This window comes from Belliella calami, from assembly GCF_022549695.1.
Taxonomy (GTDB): Bacteria; Bacteroidota; Bacteroidia; order Cytophagales; family Cyclobacteriaceae; genus Belliella; species Belliella calami.
The window spans coordinates 62,815-79,194 of sequence record NZ_JAKZGS010000005.1; the positions used below are offsets into that span (position 1 = coordinate 62,815).

Below are 16,380 nucleotides of genomic sequence, written 5' to 3' on the forward strand. Positions count from 1 at the left end.
TTTAATTTTGGGTTAGAAAGTAAGCTGTAAACCGCCTATTATTGTTCTAGCTGCTGGGAATTGTCCAAAGTCAATACCTTGTCCAAGTGTAGAATTTATGTCTGTTCTTGCTGCAATCTCTGGGTCATATCCAGTGTATTTGGTGAATGTCAAAAGATTTTGGCCTGAGACATACACTCTAACTCTAGATATTGAGCCCTTGCTGATTTGTTCTATTACCGAGCTTGGGATGTTATATCCTAGGCTCAAATTCTTTAACCTTAAGAAGGAACCATCTTCAATCCATCGAGAACTGGCCCTTGCATTTCTGTTAGGATCACCATTGATGGCTCTAGGCACATCAGTCACGGTATTCACAGGAGTCCATCTATCCAAGACTTCTGTACTTGAATTGAATAGTCTAGTCATACCTTCTGTATGAAATCTAAGAAGGTTGAAAATTTCATTTCCTTGAACACCTTGCCAAAACATCGAGAAATCAAAGTTCTTGTAACTTGCCGAAAAATTTAGACCATAAGTAAAATCAGGCATATAGTGTCCAAGATAAGTTCTGTCATTTGCATTGATTTCACCATCTTCATTCAAATCAGTAAATCGAATATCTCCAGCTGCAGTATGAATTCTCGGATCATAAGGCTCACCTTCTGCAGGTAAATTTTGTCTAGGTGCAGAAATTGCCTCCTCATTACTTTGGAATATTGATTCTGTCTGCCAGCCAAAGAAATACCCGATAGGTCTTCCTGCCTCAGTGAAGGTCAAAGGATCTCCTTGGAATTCAGGTCCAAAAATTGTGTTTCCTGAACCCAATGAAACCAACTCATTTCTGACAAAACCAATATTTCCGTCAACTGAGAACTGGAAATCTCCAGAATACTTTCTGTAACCTAAGGTCAACTCAACACCTCTATTGGCCACAGTTCCAACATTGGCTACTGGAGCACCGTCATAGCCTAAAGATGGAGGAATAGGAACTCCTAATATCATTCCTTCAGTCGTGTTGTCAAACCACTCAAACGAAAAGTTTAACCTATCTTCGAACAATCCTAAGTCAAATCCGATGTTCTTCATCACGGTAGTTTCCCACCTTAAATCAGGATTGGCCAAAGTCGAAATGGTACTTGCTGCTGCCATACTTCCACCTAAAGGATAAAAGAAATTACTGTTGATAGTAGCTTGGTAAACATAATTTCCGATTTGGTCATTCCCTGTTTCTCCATAACTTGCTCGCAATTTCAAATCACTTACAGCAGTCAAATCCTGCATAAACGACTCTTCACTTATCCTCCAACCAGCTGAAATGGATGGGAAAGTCCCCCATTTACTATTTGGACCAAATCTAGACCCACCGTCTCTTCTTAAAGATGCGCTGAATAAATATTTTTGATCGTAATCATAGTTTAACCTACCTAGGTAAGAGATCAAAGCATATTCTAACTTTGAACTGTTTGCAGTTTGGTTTTGCACACCCTGAAGTTCCCTGATTTCATTTGTCAGGAAGTTTTGACCAGAACCTGCCAATGTTGTGCTTAAGAATGTTTGCTGCTCCACTACTGCCAACAAGTCAAGATTATGCTTGCCGAAAGACTTGGAATAGGATAATTGATTAGATATCAAAGGAGAGAAAAAACTAAACCTGTTTTGATCAATAACAGCAAAAGGCTGTTCATGAAAATCTCCAGACCTAAATCTTGGTGTATATTCGTTACCCGTTCCCAAGGCTAAATCAGTACCTACCAAAAACTTGTATTTCAAACCTTCATAAATATTGATATCGATGTAGGCTGTCCCCAGAATTTTGTATTCTTGCTGCCTGTTTGTTCTCAAAACAGCGTTCAATACTGGATTTTCAGGATCTGAACCATCTATCCTATCTGGAGAACGAAACCCACCAAGCCTAGTTTCATCTCTCACGGGGATGTATGGCACGGATTTTACCATGTGTTCGAGCTGTGTTCTTCCACTGGTGAATGGTTCCACATTTCTATTGGAATATGCTATGGTAAGCGTTTGACCGATTTTCACTCTTTTGGAGATCGTCATTTCGGTATTTGCCCTGAATGAGAACCTTTCGAAATCAGTACCTCTCATAATCCCTTCCTGTCCGAAATATCCCGCAGAAACATTGTAAACAATAGACTCATTTCCTCCTGATATTCCAACATTGTGACTTTGGATAGAAGCCGGTCTGAACATCTCCCTTTGCCAGTCGGTATTGACATCAGCCAAATCTCCTAGATTATCAAACCTTGAAGGTGCTGCTTCGCCTGCATTGCCGAGAAGGTCTCTACCAAATGCAATGTATTGATCCCTATCAAGAAGATCTAATGTTCTCCATGCGCTTTGGGTACCCACATACGAGTCAACCGATACTACAGCCTTGCCGATTTTACCTCTTTTTGTCGTTACGAGAATCACACCATTTGCCGCTCTAGAACCATATATCGCAGCAGCGGAAGCATCTTTGAGAACTTCTATGGACTCAATATCAGCAGTATTGATTTGATTCAAACCGCCTGCTGGAATACCATCTATTACGTACAATGGATCATTATTCCCAACAGTACCGATTCCTCTAATTCTTACTACAGGATTGGTTCCTGGTGATCCAGCATTTGTGATGTTCACCCCTGCTGCACGACCTTGTATCGCTGAAGCAAGATTTGGAACAGGTAGTTCTGTAATTTGGTCAGATGATATAGAAGTGATGGCACTGGTCACAGTTGCTCTTTTCTGTGTACCATATCCTACTACTACCACCTCTGACAATGATTCTTGCGAAGATTCGAGTGTTATATCGAATATAGTCGTGTTGCCAACGGTTCTTTCCACTTGCGTGTAGCCAATAAAAGAAAAAACCAAGACTGATCTGGAGGAAGGAACAGTCAGACTAAAACTTCCATCGATATCTGTTGCTGTTCCTGTCGTTTCTCCTTTGATGAATACATTGACTCCCGGAAGCGTTTCTCCTGTATCACCATCTTTTACAATTCCTGAAACCTGAATTTGTTGATCTCCTGATTGTGCAAAAGTATCAGTTGGTAAAATTGTCTGCCAAAGAAAAAGCAACACCGATAGTGCAGCGCATTTCCTTAAGATGTTTGATTTTTTTGGGTAAATTAGTTTAAACATTGATTTTTTGGTTTATAAATTTTCATAATTTAATTCAATCCAAAAGCAAATTGGTCGGGTTTGGATTAATTAACTATTGAATTTATAAAAAAGATTATTACTAAAAATCTCTTTTTTGGCCAAAAGACCTGATTTTGGTCATTGAATTTCGTTTAGATATTGGAAAAAAAATCTGCTGAAATTTAGCAATTCTACCTATTAAACCTTATAAATATCGTTTTATAACCTTTTTCGCAATTTTTCAAAATTGTGTTATTGCGCTTAAGTGATAAATGAAAAAATAGTTCAAATAACAAAGAAATCAACCATTTTCTCAAGATTTATGAATCCAAAAGGTTCGTAAAAACTATCAGCTTTGAAAAATTATAGCGCTAAAAACTTACATCTGACAACATGTAAAAATCACTTGTTTTGAAGCAAAAATTCAATCATAGGACACCAATCAAATACCGTATCTTTCCTATCGAGTTCAAAAGCCATGTTTTGCAGCACCAAACCTATCCAGCTTACTTTACTACTCTTTATTAAAAACCTCCCTTATAGCCTCCAAATAATCAAATTTATGACCTTCGGTAGGCTCAATGTAATTGCCTTCCAAATACTCATTCCAACAACACACCATTACCGTATTCCCATTCGTAGCTTTATTCTGGTCAGCAATCAATCTCGCCTCTTCTAGCTTAGCTTTAAAAGTAGATTTGTTGCTACGAACTTTGTCTTTGCCAGGCTCACTTGGTACACCGCTCTGCTGTGGCCACGTCCCTCCCATTGGTCTCATATCCCAACCCATCGCTACTGGAGGCTGAAACTCGAAGCTAGGGTCATTTTTAAATTCTTGAGTCCATTTTTCCCAATGACTTCTATAATTCTTCCTCATATCATCATAGCTCCAATTTGCTTTATTTTCATAGGTATGGTAGATATAAGCGGTCATTCCTTCAAATCCCATTCCTTTTAGCCTTTTGGCGTAATCTTGAAAAAGCAGTTTGTCTGTGTATCTACCACCCTTCCAAGGTTCTCTAGGATTATTGGCGACCCATTTTGTGTGCATTGCATAGGGCATTTCTGCCTGTGTCATTGCACCAGAGGTAGTTGCTATAAATTTGATCCCTGGAAATCCTGCCTTTCTAGCCAATTCCTTTGACCTATCGAGCAGTTCTTTCATGCTAATCCCGTAAAAAGCAGCCCTCGCTTCTGTATCGTGTGGGAAATAAAAATAGACAATAGGTCTTCCAATTGGATCTTTCAGATAATCTTTTCTTTTAAAATACTTATCAATCCAAAGCATAGTGATTTTGTCATGAACTTGCAGATAGGATGCCTTATCAGCTTTTTCACCAGCTACATTTCTTTTGGCTGCTATACTTTCTGGTGAGCCAACATCCAACCAAAGCAACCATTTGGCATCATCGTCATCACACCAGTTGATTGCCCACTTCATTTGCTTAGACTCTGGAAGTTTTTCATTCTCGCGCAACAAAACCGTCAACTGATCCTCCCACTGCTCAATCCCTGGTACTGCCACTCTCTTGTAATTGGAATCATCTACTTTCCATCCTTTTGGATAATATGTATTAGCCTGTGGGGCAAAGCCTAAATGGTAATAATAGTGCCTGCCAAAAAACCAATTATAAGCAAAAAAGTCTATCCCGTAGCTTTTCATATATTCCAATTGCTTTTTGGCAACTTTAGGATCATCTCTTTTATAAAATCCACCCAAACTGCTATGTGGCTTTCTTTCCAAAAAAGGCCCTTCATAAGGGTAACGATTGCTGTAAACTCGGCCTCTAGGCCCCCACATTCCAGTATTTTTAGTAAAACCACAGTCTTCAGGCTTATACAAACATGGCCAAAAACTGTCAACATCCCTATTTGGATCTGAGGAGACATTCCAAGAAGGCATAAAATAAACCCCTACCATGGCTTCACTTGAAGAAGCGACTGTTCTGGCACCAATCCCCTGAATATCGCTTTCATCTTTTTGGTTGATTCCACCATCAGGATTGATACCTGTATCATCTTGAGTAATCTGTTTCACTTCGCATCCCTCCGGAAGCCCTCCTGCAAAAACTAATATGAATAAAAAAGGCAAAAGTGATTTCATATAATTAAATGTTAGGTTGTAAAATTAGAAAAATACAAAGTAATTAAAAAGTTATGGTTCATTTGTGAATGATATAACTTAAAAACGCATCATTTAGTTACTTTTTGTTTCAATGTTTGTTCCGATTCAATCGGAAGCAAAAAGTAAAACGGGTCACCTTCACCTAACAAACCCTTTACCCTGTGGATGTACGCCTCAACACAAGTCAGTCAATGCGTCACAGGCCTACACAACAGCCACAAATACGATCGCTATCGGAACTATGATAGGTTTTCACATCAATCTGGGATTTTTTTCAAGGGCTTTCGGCTAGTGGGCTCAATCTTGTGTGTGGTATATCTAGTTAGCCTCAAACGTGATGTCAAATCCTTTGAGATAATCTTCTATTGGTTCTAACCCCAACTCCTGTCTTCTTTCATTGACAGTTTCTGGAGCTTCTAAATCATATAATTTGCCATTCTTAATTTGGCTTCCAAATATTTGAGGTTTACCCTCATCCATTAAAATTCTATCTTTCATTAAAGCGAATTGTTCATTGCTTAAGTCGCCATTTTTGACAGCTTTTTCAATAAGAGGAAAATACTTAACCCTATATTTATGTTCTGTATGTTGCAAGCCCAGCCAGATTGCATTCATTTCTTGTTGATTTACTTCATTTAAGGTCGGCATTCCGCATTTTTCAATTATACTTATGATCAATTCTTGATTCCTATGGTCTTCTTTTGCATACTTAATTAGATTTTTCTCTTGTCTTATTTTTTGGTCACTTATATAGACTTCACTAAGTATTTCTCTCTTCTTATTGCAGTCAACTTCAACGTAATCCACAGAACCAACATAAGCAAATTTATTTCTGTTAATAAACAAGAATATCGATACTATCAATAATAGAGATATAAAAATAGTGAGGAACACTTTTGTTTTTTTCATTTGTTTTTATTTTTAATTCTGACTAGTGCTAAGAAAATCGCTTAATTTGAGCTGATTACCAATCCTCATTAGTCAGACCGAATTTATCCATTTCCTTTTTAATTCTCTTAACTAAGCCCAACTTTTTTTTTAAAAAACCTTTCAAACCAAATCCCCCAACTTCTTGATCCAGTTACAGGATCTAAGAAATCAAAGGTTGGATCCAAGACGTGCTGAAAAATTAAATTCCCAAATAATAGGTAAGTAACTTATGCCCAATGCAAAAAAAACCACGTCATAACTATCGTTACTTAAAAAAACTACTTCTTAAAATCCAAAAATCATCCTACTATTCCACCTAGTAAACCCTTCACCCTATGGATGACATTCAATACGCCACTATTCCGATGGTTATCGGAACAATGATAGAGTTTTTCTAATATCAGAGCTTAGAAATAGTCTTCGGCATAAGGGCTTTTGGCTAGTGGGCTAAATGTTGGCTGCTGATGTTTTTTCATTATTTATTTTCGGTATTCTTATTTTTTTCGGACTTATAATAACGTAATTTGTTTTCTTTCCGCTGTCTTCTGCTTTCAACATTTCTTTTGCAACTAAATCTTGCAAATCTCGCAAAGCTGTGTCTGTCGAGCATTTGGTAAGTTTAGCGTAGGTTGATGTTCGTAAAAACCCAACTTCTTTACTGTAATTGTCATAAAGATAATTAATTACAAGCCGTTGTCTTTCATTAATGTTTGTAGACTTGTGTCTGTCCCAAAAGTGTGCTTTGTCCAAAATGATTTCCAAATTTTGTTCACTTGCTAACAATGCTCTTTCAAAACAACCAAGAAACCATTCTAAATATTTTGTGATGTCCGATGTTCCTTTTTGTGTTTCTTCAATGATCTTGTTATAGTGTTTGTGCTCTTTGAAGATTTGGTTTGATAAGCTGTAAAAACGAATTTTACTATTATCGCTTTTTGCTAGCCACATATCTAAAATTGCTCTCGCTATTCGTCCGTTGCCATCATCAAAAGGGTGAATTGTAACAAACCAAAAGTGAGCAATGATAGATTTTAGAACTAAATCTATACTTGTATCATTATTCAACCAATTTAAAAATTGTTCCATTTCGTAAGGAACCCTGTCGGCTGATGGTGCTTCAAAATGTACTTTTTCCCTACCAAAATTGCCAGAAACTACCTTCATGCCGCCTGAACGATATTTGGCAACATCTATTTGCTGATAACCACTAAAACCTGTTTGAAAAAGTGAGTTATGCCAACCTAAAAGGCGTGTTTCTGAGAGTGCTTTGTCGAAATTTTGTGTAGCATCTAAAACGACATCAACAATTCCTTCAATATTTCGCGGTGTCTTTATAAAATCAGCATTTTCAATACCTAATTTTCGAGCTATAGACGAGCGAACAAGTTCGGTATTTAAAAATTCACCTTCAATTCTTGATGTATCTACAACATCCAATATAAGCGACTCCAAAGTTGCACGCTCTATAAAATCGAAACCTAAACTTTCCATACGGCCCAATAAACGTCCTTGTAAATGCCTTACAGAAGCCAAGATTGGTGATAACTTATCGTTATCCCAAAAGAAGTTTGTCCAATTTTCTTTTTCGTGTATGTACATAATTACCACCGCAAAGTATGCGGTGAAAATACTGCTTTTAAACCGCAAAACAATCCTTTGCTTTAAAAACCTTTATTTGTCAGATAGTTTGTTCCTTGCTGGGTTGTCTTTTTTACACTTTTGACTGACGCAAAGAAAATCGCTTAATTTGGGCTGATTTCCAATCCTAATTAGTCAGACCGTTCCGATCCTCGGGATGTTTATTTATTCTCTTAACTAAGCCCAATATTCTTTTCTAATCTAAGATAACAAAAACCTCTCAAACCAAATCCCCCACCTTCTTGATCCAGTTACAGGATCTAAGAAATCAAAGGTTGGATCCAAGACATCTCTAAAGCAGAATACCCCAATTTTGGGTAGGGGCTTTTATGCCTTTTCCACAGGCATTGGTCAAATAATAGTAGAAATCGTAACTAATGAAAAATAATTAAACCCATAAAAAGAGTACTAATACACCTAGCAAACACTTCACCCTCCAGTTGTCAGTCAATACGCCGCAGCGCACACAGCAGCCACTAGCAAAAAGCCCTGATAGATTTTTTTTCCTATCAGGGCTTTTTTTCAAAGGGCTTTTCACTAGTGGGCTAAATGTTAGCAAATGTTTTTTTATTCGATTTCATTAATTGTTAGTTCAAAGCTTTCTTCACTTTTGTCTGCCTTATATATTTTAGTTGATGGTAAAAGATGTTTTTTGGCTTTTCCCACTATCTCTTTTGTCCGCTTTTCATCTGCACCACAACCAATTATAATTTGGTCTATCGTTTCTTTTTTTAATTTAACTAGTCTCTTCTCGATATGATTTTTACTTAGTCGCCATTCTTTTTCGTATTCCCATAATTCAGACTTATGAAAAAACTTTTTGTAAAATTGAATAGTCGTGTCGTCTGTCCCGTTAATGATTGGATATTCTTCCTGATATTTTATTGGCTCTAAATAATCAAAATCGTAATCGTTGATTAAGGATTCTGTTCTTAAACCCACAACAAATCCCGTGTGATTCAATGAGTAATGTGACCACATTAAAATATTGTCATTCAGTTTGGAAAGCGAAAATAAACCAATGATTGAATTCCATTTTTCTAATTGTTCTGGTCGTTCTTTTCTAAGCTTTTCAGGATGCCATAAAGTCTTTTCGTCTGTAACCTTTTTGGCATATTCTCTTACCATTTTTTGGTCTTTGTCTTTATGGACTGTGTTAATTAACTCTAGATTTTTTTCAAAACACTCTTCATAGGTCATTAAATCCCATCTTACTGGAATATTTCCGTCAAATGGGTCATTAAATTCTGATGGTCTGGGTAAGTAAATTTCTTGATTTGTAATTAGCTTTTGATGAAATTTATTAGTCCAATCTCTGTATTTAAAGAGTATTGAAGGGATTTTTTCATCTGTTATTCTGCTAATCATATCTTTTAAAGTGTCATTTGTCTTAAAATATTTGCTAACGTTTTGCATATTTGCGAAGGCGGGGATTTTTAGCACAAATGTTCATTTGAAAAACTGAACTTGAACCTTGCACTAAACTTTCATAGAAGCACGAAACCCCCGCTTTTGCAAATATGATGTTAGCAAACGTTTTTTTTGATTTTATCCATCAACTTTTTTGTTATTATGTCAGATATTGTATCATAATCCATCGAAGTTTTAATTTTCAATTCTGATTTTTTTTCTTTTACGATTAGAGTTTCTTTAATTGTTAACTCTTTTTTCAATTTTGTAAGCATAATTTTATTTATTAAAATAGTTAGCCATAAATTGTTTATTTAAACTTTCTTCAAAGTAGTGTTTTCTTTTTTTCCAAATAAATCCATCTCCTTTACTAATTATAGCAACATCAATAGGTCCTCCAACGCTTTCTTCTGTTGATGAAATCCTTCTTTTAAGATAAGTTAGATAAATAAGACTTTCCGCCATTTCAGCCAAGTCTTCTTTTGATAAAATAGCAACGGTGTCAAGAGTCGGTGATATTTGTTTTTCTCTTTTCAAATGGTTCAATTGATTTTTAAATTCATCAACAAGTATTGATAAATCAAAATCATTTACTTTTTGGGCTAAATCATCATTTTCTCCATTTAACAATCCAACAATTGTGCTTGTATACTCTTTTAGTAATTTTTCGAATACAGAAATATAAGTATGGTCTATTTCTGGGTCAATCCCTTTAATGAACATATTTATAACATCAATTTGAGCGTATGGCATTATTGCACCATTATTGTAATCAGAAATTTCACATTTATCGAAATCACAATAACGTAATCTATTGTTGAAAACTTCTGCAACTTGAATAGAAACCATTGATGGGTATATCTCTTTTTCTCCAAAGCCTCCAAACACAATTCCTGTTGTTATACCAATGAAGTTTGTTGTTCTTAAATGGTTAAAGTATAATTCAATTATAGAATTAAAAATTTCATCATTGATTTCTATGCCTTCAAATACTGTATCAGTAACTTCTTTTATTCCGACTTCTGCATATTCTTTGAAATTTTCCAAAGTATAATCTGAAAAATCATTGAGAATATTTGTTGCACCTTCATAGGACTGAATATTAATTTTTAAATCTTCAAGGATTAATTCTTGAAATTCAATTGATAGTTCTATCTCGGTTTTTCCATCTGATAAATTTCCTATTGTTCTGTTTTTTAAAACGTCTAATTGCCAATAAAGAAATTGTTTTAAGTTTAATAGTTGAAAGTCAGTTGTTGTATAATAATCTTTTCCCTTTAAGTATTTTATAAAGTCATCTTTGTATTCTTCAATCGTGTCGAAACTTTTATCTTTTAGTTCTTTTCTATAAAGTTTGATAATTATTTCCCAAGGTGTTGACATAAAAGTTGAGGAATCATATATCATTATACCTACTGGGTGATGTTTTGATAATGTAAAAAGTTTATTGGCAGTATTGTAAATCTTTTTTTGATTACCGCCTGTTACTGTTACTGCACTGTCTGCTGCCATAGTAACTCCGTGTTTATTCAATATTCCTATTACTGCTGTCATATTTTTAAATGTTTGCTAACGTTTTGGCGCTTGGCGCAGTGGCGGATTTCGGAGCACAAAACTGTCAATATACCACAAAAGTTGATGCGAGGTAGAATGTTCAATTAACCACGTCACCCGCCATTGAGCCAAACGCCTGTTATAGCCAGTTATTTTTTTAGTTTGTATCTCTCAACTTGTTTAATTTCTCCCTGACCATAAAATTCAGTCTCTTTTTCTAGAGCTTCTTCTAACTCTTTATTATAAGACCAATCGTCTTTAATAAAAGTCCAATTAATATCAAAATATTCTCCTGTTTTATAAGCCAATACACCAAGGCATTTATTCAATTGGCGTTTATATTTATAAATTGTTGTAAAATTTAGTAGCGCATTTTCCCAATATTCTATTTTATCTTGAAGTAGAGGAATAAATACAAACCCACAACCTGTTCTTGAAATTGTGAAACGATATGGCAAAGAAAGATTTTGAGATTTTACATCTTCAATTATTTGTTTGAATCTTTTTTTAAACTCTAGCAATTCATAGCGCTTTAAACTTGCTATTTCTGTTAAAATCAAATAGTAGTCCTTTGATTCCTTTTGTTCTGCAATACGAATTTTTTCTAAAAAATTATTTAAGAATCCTGAAATATCAAAGTCGTCAATATCATTTGCTAATTTTGAAAAAGTCTCTACATACTTTTCTTGAATATTTGAATCGTCCTCTGTATTAAGAAAATGTCCTAAAATATATTGTTCTGGGTAAAGAGTTATTGTTTCTTTATGCTTTAGGTAAATACGTTCTCTAAACTTCAAATATTCGTCAAGTTCAGTTGGTGTTATGAGAAATTTACACACCCATAAATAATCCTCGATATTGAAAATATGAATATTACCCGATTTTTTACTTTCATAGAACTTCATTGACCTTTTCTCACGACTAATCGGTGAGTTATTAGGCATATAAACAATGACTTTATTAATTCCTATTTTGTTAGCTTTAGATATATCAATTGAATGATTCCTGACATTTTTAATTCTTATCTCCGTGTATCTGTTTAAGTATTCAATTGAGTTAGCAATTTGTTCTTTTGCTTTTTTTATAACCTTGTTATCAAACCAATCGTTTTCCTCGGCTTCAGATTTTATTTCATTGACGTTTCTTTCCTTTACCTGTATTACAAATAACAAGTCACCCAGCCAAAGGACTGTGTCAGCAAGTTCCTTCTTTCCATCTTCTGGATAAAAGTCGTTCTTGTCAAAAGTGAATTCTTTATAAAACACATTTGAACTGATTTTTGCAACGATATTTTCCGATTCTGTTGTCATTTTATAATTGGCTATAACGTTCTCGCGCTACAAGCAGTTTGGGATTAAATTAAGCTTATTCTTCGGATTTGCCCAATCTTCCTGACACAAAACCAACTTCAAATTAAGCCAAATGCCCAAATTGCTTGTAGCGTGTGTTGGCAGTAGTATTTTTATTCATACCAACTATCTGTATCTACTTTATAACTTTCAATTTCAACTTTTGATTTTTCTAACTTTTTTGCAAGTTTAACTTTGAGAATACTAGAAAACGGAAAATTATCTTCCATTTCGTGTCCATCGCCTCTTCTTAAATCTCCATCTGAACCATATTGTAACGTTACGTGAATTGTTCCATTTGCTTCGATTGTAATTTCATCACTTTCAATTATAGTTAATTTATGATTTTCAACATCTATTTCGTTTATTGTATGATGAGTTGCTAAAATATCTATCTCATCACTAACTTCCCACATTGCTTTTTCTATAACTTCATTAGTGATTTTATCTTCTAAAGTACTTAATATAATTTGTCTGCATTCTTTTATCATTTCTGCAAAATTTTCAAATGCGCTTATTACTTGTAAACATTGCTTGTCAATTTCAGATTGCGGAATGTCAAATGTATTTTCATTTACGTGTGTAAATTTATTTAAAAGCTCAATAGATTTAACCAACTTACTTTTCAAATCATTTATATAATCTATTTCAACAATTTCTCTATTTAAGAAAACATCTGTTAAGCCACCTTGTATTGCATATTTTATTCTTTCTCCTCTTGAAATTACATTTATATCTTTTGTTTCATTTTTGTACCAAACACATTTTTTAACATCATTGTCTGGCGATAAAGTTTTTAAAAAATGTCTAGATAATTCTCTAATACTATATGCGAAATTATTGAACTTTAATTCATTTTCGGTTTGTAAATTCTTAAAGCAAGCGTGAAGTAACTTTTTTTCAAAATCATTACTTACTAGGCTTTCTAAATTTTTTATCGTTTTATCGTAATTTTTCATTCAGCGATTTTTTTGGTAATATTACTGCCAACTCCAATATACCCGATACATCTTTCGCATAGTAAACTTCAATATAGGAAAATATGCGAAGGTTATACGCTAGAATTGGATAGGGTAATTTACTAATACCCCAAACCTACTCATTCCCCATCTTTTAAAAAATACCAACTACAGGGTATTTTTTGAGAATTTAGTAAATAAAACTTAATTTATTATTTCAAAATTGCCTAAGTCTCTCGATGTCTGCTTCCAGTTCTTTTAGAATGGCTTTTTTCTCATAATAAATCCGCCATCTGTGATTTTGTAAGCCAAACAGTTTCTACCTCCAATCGAACATCTACTTTGATATTGCCTTCTAGGTTTTGATAAATCTTGTGTAGCTATAGTTGATTATTATATATTCCAAAATGTCGAACCTTATTAAAACGTGTCCGTTTTTTGAACTTTTTTACCCATGTTATTGAAACATGGGTAATGTTTACCCATGTTCTCAAGATCCTCTTTTTAGCAATTTATATAGCTTGATATTCATGTAAATCACTACTTTTCCCTTTATCTCTGCTGTTAAAACCTCCAATTCTTCAAGGCTTTTCAAATAACTTCCCGCGGTTTTTCTATTCATCTTTAGATTTTCTACCAAAAACTCAATCTTGCAGTAAGGATGGATAAATAGCTGCTCTATCAAATCTTTTGAATAGATTCTAGGTAACTTCTCCTGTACTAATTTTTGTGTTTCGATGAATAGTAGATTGATTTTGTTGATTTGCTTTTATCTCTGCTACTTTCAGTGCTTGTGTTCCTAAATCTTCGTCTTGAATTTCATACAAAATCTTGTCCCTTAATTGATTAGAATGACATAAGTATTTTCCACAAAAAAACCACAGCTTATCTCTAAACTGTGGCTTGTTTTTAAAGAAATTGTAGATTTTAGATCTAAAATCTTAAATCTACAATCTAAAATCTAAAATCTAAACCTTACTTTCTTGCGATCGCTTTTTTAGCTGCTTTTACAATGTTCTCAGCGTTGAGGCCGTATTTCTCCAATAGTTCGGTTGGGGTTCCTGATTCTCCGAAGGAATCATTTACACCTACATATTCCAATGGCGCTGGATTGTTTCTGATAAGGGTTTGTGCGATGCTATCCCCTAGCCCACCATTCAGTTGGTGCTCTTCGGCGGATACTGCACAACCTGTTTTCTTTACTGAAGCGATGATCGCTGCTTCATCCAAAGGCTTGATTGTATGGATATTGATCACTTCTGCAGAAATGCCTTCTTCTCTAAGCATTGCCTCAGCTACTACTGCTTCCCATACCAAGTGGCCGGTGGCGAAGATGGTCACGTCTGTTCCTTCGATCATGTGCCATGCTTTTCCGATCTCGAACTTCTGGTCAGCTGGTGTAAATATCGGCCAGCTAGGACGTCCGAACCTTAGGTAAACTGGACCTTCAAAATCAGCGATCGCCATCGTGGCTGCTTTTGTTTGGTTGTAGTCACATGGGTTGATCACTGTCATGTGAGGAAGCATTTTCATCATGCCCACATCTTCCAAGATCTGATGCGTAGCACCATCTTCTCCCAATGTCAAACCTGCGTGAGAAGCACAGATTTTCACATTCTTGTCAGAATAAGCTACTGACTGTCTGATCTGATCATAAACACGACCTGTAGAAAAGTTAGCGAATGTTCCTGTGAATGGGATTTTACCATTAATCGTCATCCCTGCTGCCAAACCAATCATGTTTGCCTCAGCGATACCTACCTGGAAGAATCTTTCAGGAAATTCCTTCTGAAAAGCACCCATCTTTAGGGAACCGATCAAATCTGCACAAAGCCCTACTACATTTGGATTTTTTCTTCCTGCTTCCAGCAAACCATCCCCAAATCCAGAACGTGTATCTTTTTTCTCTGTATATGTATATTTTAAATCTAATGTCTTATCCATTGTTCCTGTTATTAATAATCCCCTAAAGTTTCTTCTAATTGACCTAGTGCATTTTCAAGTTGCTCGTCGCTTGGGGCGATTCCGTGCCACTTGTGTGTACCCACCATAAAATCAACTCCATATCCCATCTCGGTGTGTAAAAGATTCAATACAGGCTTTCCTTTTCCAGTCAGAGATTTTGCTTTTTCCAATCCTTCAAGTACAGCTTCCATGTCGTTGCCTTTGAAGGTTTCGATCACTTCCCAGCCAAATGCTTCCCATTTTGCCTTCAAGTCTTTCAGATCCATCACATCTTTGGTTGGTCCATCGATTTGCTGTCTGTTGAAGTCAATCGTCGCGATCAAGTTGTCCACTTTGTGGTGTGCTGCATACATACAAGCTTCCCATACCTGACCTTCTTGCTGCTCTCCATCTCCCATCAATACATAGACTGTGCTATCGTCTTTATCGATTTTTTTTGCTTGTGCAGCACCGATCGCTGCAGAAAGTCCCTGACCCAAAGAACCGGATGCAATTCTGATTCCTGGTAGGTTTTCCTCAGTTGCTGGATGTCCTTGAAGACGGCTATTCAGTTTTCTGAAAGTCTTCAATTCTTCTGCTGGGAAATAACCACTTCTTGCCAATACAGAATACCATACTGGAGAAATGTGGCCATTCGAAAGGAAGAAAAGATCTTCACCAGCGCCATTCATGTTGAAGTTGCTATCATGCTTCATTTGATTGAAGTATAGCGCTACGAAAAACTCTGTACAGCCTAAAGAGGCTCCTGGGTGTCCAGACTGAACGGCATGAACCATGCGGAGAATGTCTCGTCTGACTTGGCTCGAAATTTTAGTAAGTTGTGCTAAAGGTTGCTTATCCATTGGTTGGAATATTGTTATTTGAGAATTTGATTCGTGTGTTCTTTTGTTTTTACTTTTTCTATGATCTCTTCGATCTTGCCCTCTTCATCGATGATAAAGGTCGTACGTGCCGTACCCATGTATTTTCTTCCGTACATAGACTTTTCTACCCATGTGCCATAAGCTTCATGAACTGTCTTGTCTTCATCGGCAATCAATGAAAAAGGAAGCTCTTGTTTTTCGATAAATTTCTGATGGGATTTTTCAGAGTCTGTGCTGACTCCCAATACCACATATCCTGCTTTTTGCAAGGCTTCATAATTATCTCTCAAATTGCAAGCTTGGGCGGTGCAGCCCGGTGTATTGTCTTTTGGATAAAAGTAGAGTACTACTTTCTTTCCTTTGAAATCTGAAAGTTTGATAGTGTTCCCATTTTGATCTTTTGACTCAAACTGTGGAGCGGAATTTCCAACTTCTAACGACATAATTTAATATTTAAG

Annotated in this window: 12 protein-coding genes; all 12 read right to left on the bottom strand. The window is 35.6% G+C overall.

Translation table 11 applies throughout. The annotated features are described in order from the left end of the window. Positions 1–12: 12 nt before the first annotated feature. The gene (locus MM236_RS08590; protein ID WP_241274556.1) at positions 13–3,129 is read right to left on the bottom strand and encodes a SusC/RagA family TonB-linked outer membrane protein; all 3,117 of its coding nucleotides are present in this window, start codon (positions 3,127–3,129) and stop codon (positions 13–15) included. A 514-nt stretch (positions 3,130–3,643) separates the two neighbouring features. Continuing rightward, entirely contained in the window at positions 3,644–5,233 is a 1,590-nt protein-coding gene (locus tag MM236_RS08595; RefSeq protein WP_241274557.1) for a glycoside hydrolase family 99-like domain-containing protein, read from the bottom strand. A gap of 339 nt (positions 5,234–5,572) precedes the next feature. Beyond that, positions 5,573–6,163, bottom strand: coding sequence for a DUF6624 domain-containing protein (locus MM236_RS08600; protein ID WP_241274558.1), 591 nt, complete (start codon positions 6,161–6,163; stop codon positions 5,573–5,575). A gap of 468 nt (positions 6,164–6,631) precedes the next feature. Further along, a complete protein-coding gene (locus MM236_RS08605) occupies positions 6,632–7,783 on the bottom strand; it encodes a Fic family protein (RefSeq protein WP_241274559.1) in 1,152 nt (383 codons plus the stop codon). Between the two features lie 606 nt (positions 7,784–8,389). Further along, positions 8,390–9,238 (bottom strand): DUF2971 domain-containing protein, encoded by an 849-nt coding sequence (locus MM236_RS08610; RefSeq protein WP_241274560.1) that lies wholly within the window; start codon positions 9,236–9,238, stop codon positions 8,390–8,392. 273 nt (positions 9,239–9,511) lie between these two features. Further along, positions 9,512–10,786, bottom strand: coding sequence for a hypothetical protein (locus tag MM236_RS08615; protein ID WP_241274561.1), 1,275 nt, complete (start codon positions 10,784–10,786; stop codon positions 9,512–9,514). Between the two features lie 149 nt (positions 10,787–10,935). After that, positions 10,936–12,096 carry a hypothetical protein gene (locus MM236_RS08620; RefSeq protein ID WP_241274562.1) on the bottom strand — a complete coding sequence of 387 codons (1,161 nt, stop codon included), beginning with the start codon at positions 12,094–12,096 and terminating at the stop codon, positions 10,936–10,938. 152 nt (positions 12,097–12,248) lie between these two features. Then, positions 12,249–13,094 (bottom strand): pPIWI-associating nuclease domain-containing protein, encoded by an 846-nt coding sequence (locus tag MM236_RS08625; protein ID WP_241274563.1) that lies wholly within the window; start codon positions 13,092–13,094, stop codon positions 12,249–12,251. Positions 13,095–13,584: 490 nt separating this feature from the next. Next, positions 13,585–13,857 carry a Fic family protein gene (locus MM236_RS19695; RefSeq protein ID WP_439648015.1) on the bottom strand — a complete coding sequence of 91 codons (273 nt, stop codon included), beginning with the start codon at positions 13,855–13,857 and terminating at the stop codon, positions 13,585–13,587. A 212-nt stretch (positions 13,858–14,069) separates the two neighbouring features. Continuing rightward, positions 14,070–15,038: a transketolase family protein gene (locus tag MM236_RS08630; protein WP_241274564.1), complete on the bottom strand. Its 969-nt coding sequence runs from the start codon at positions 15,036–15,038 to the stop codon at positions 14,070–14,072. Between the two features lie 11 nt (positions 15,039–15,049). Continuing rightward, the gene (locus tag MM236_RS08635) at positions 15,050–15,901 is read right to left on the bottom strand and encodes a transketolase (RefSeq protein WP_241274565.1); all 852 of its coding nucleotides are present in this window, start codon (positions 15,899–15,901) and stop codon (positions 15,050–15,052) included. Positions 15,902–15,915: 14 nt separating this feature from the next. Further along, on the bottom strand, positions 15,916–16,365 hold the full coding sequence (gene bcp, locus MM236_RS08640; RefSeq protein WP_241274566.1) for a thioredoxin-dependent thiol peroxidase: 450 nt from the start codon (positions 16,363–16,365) through the stop codon (positions 15,916–15,918). Positions 16,366–16,380: the final 15 nt, after the last annotated feature.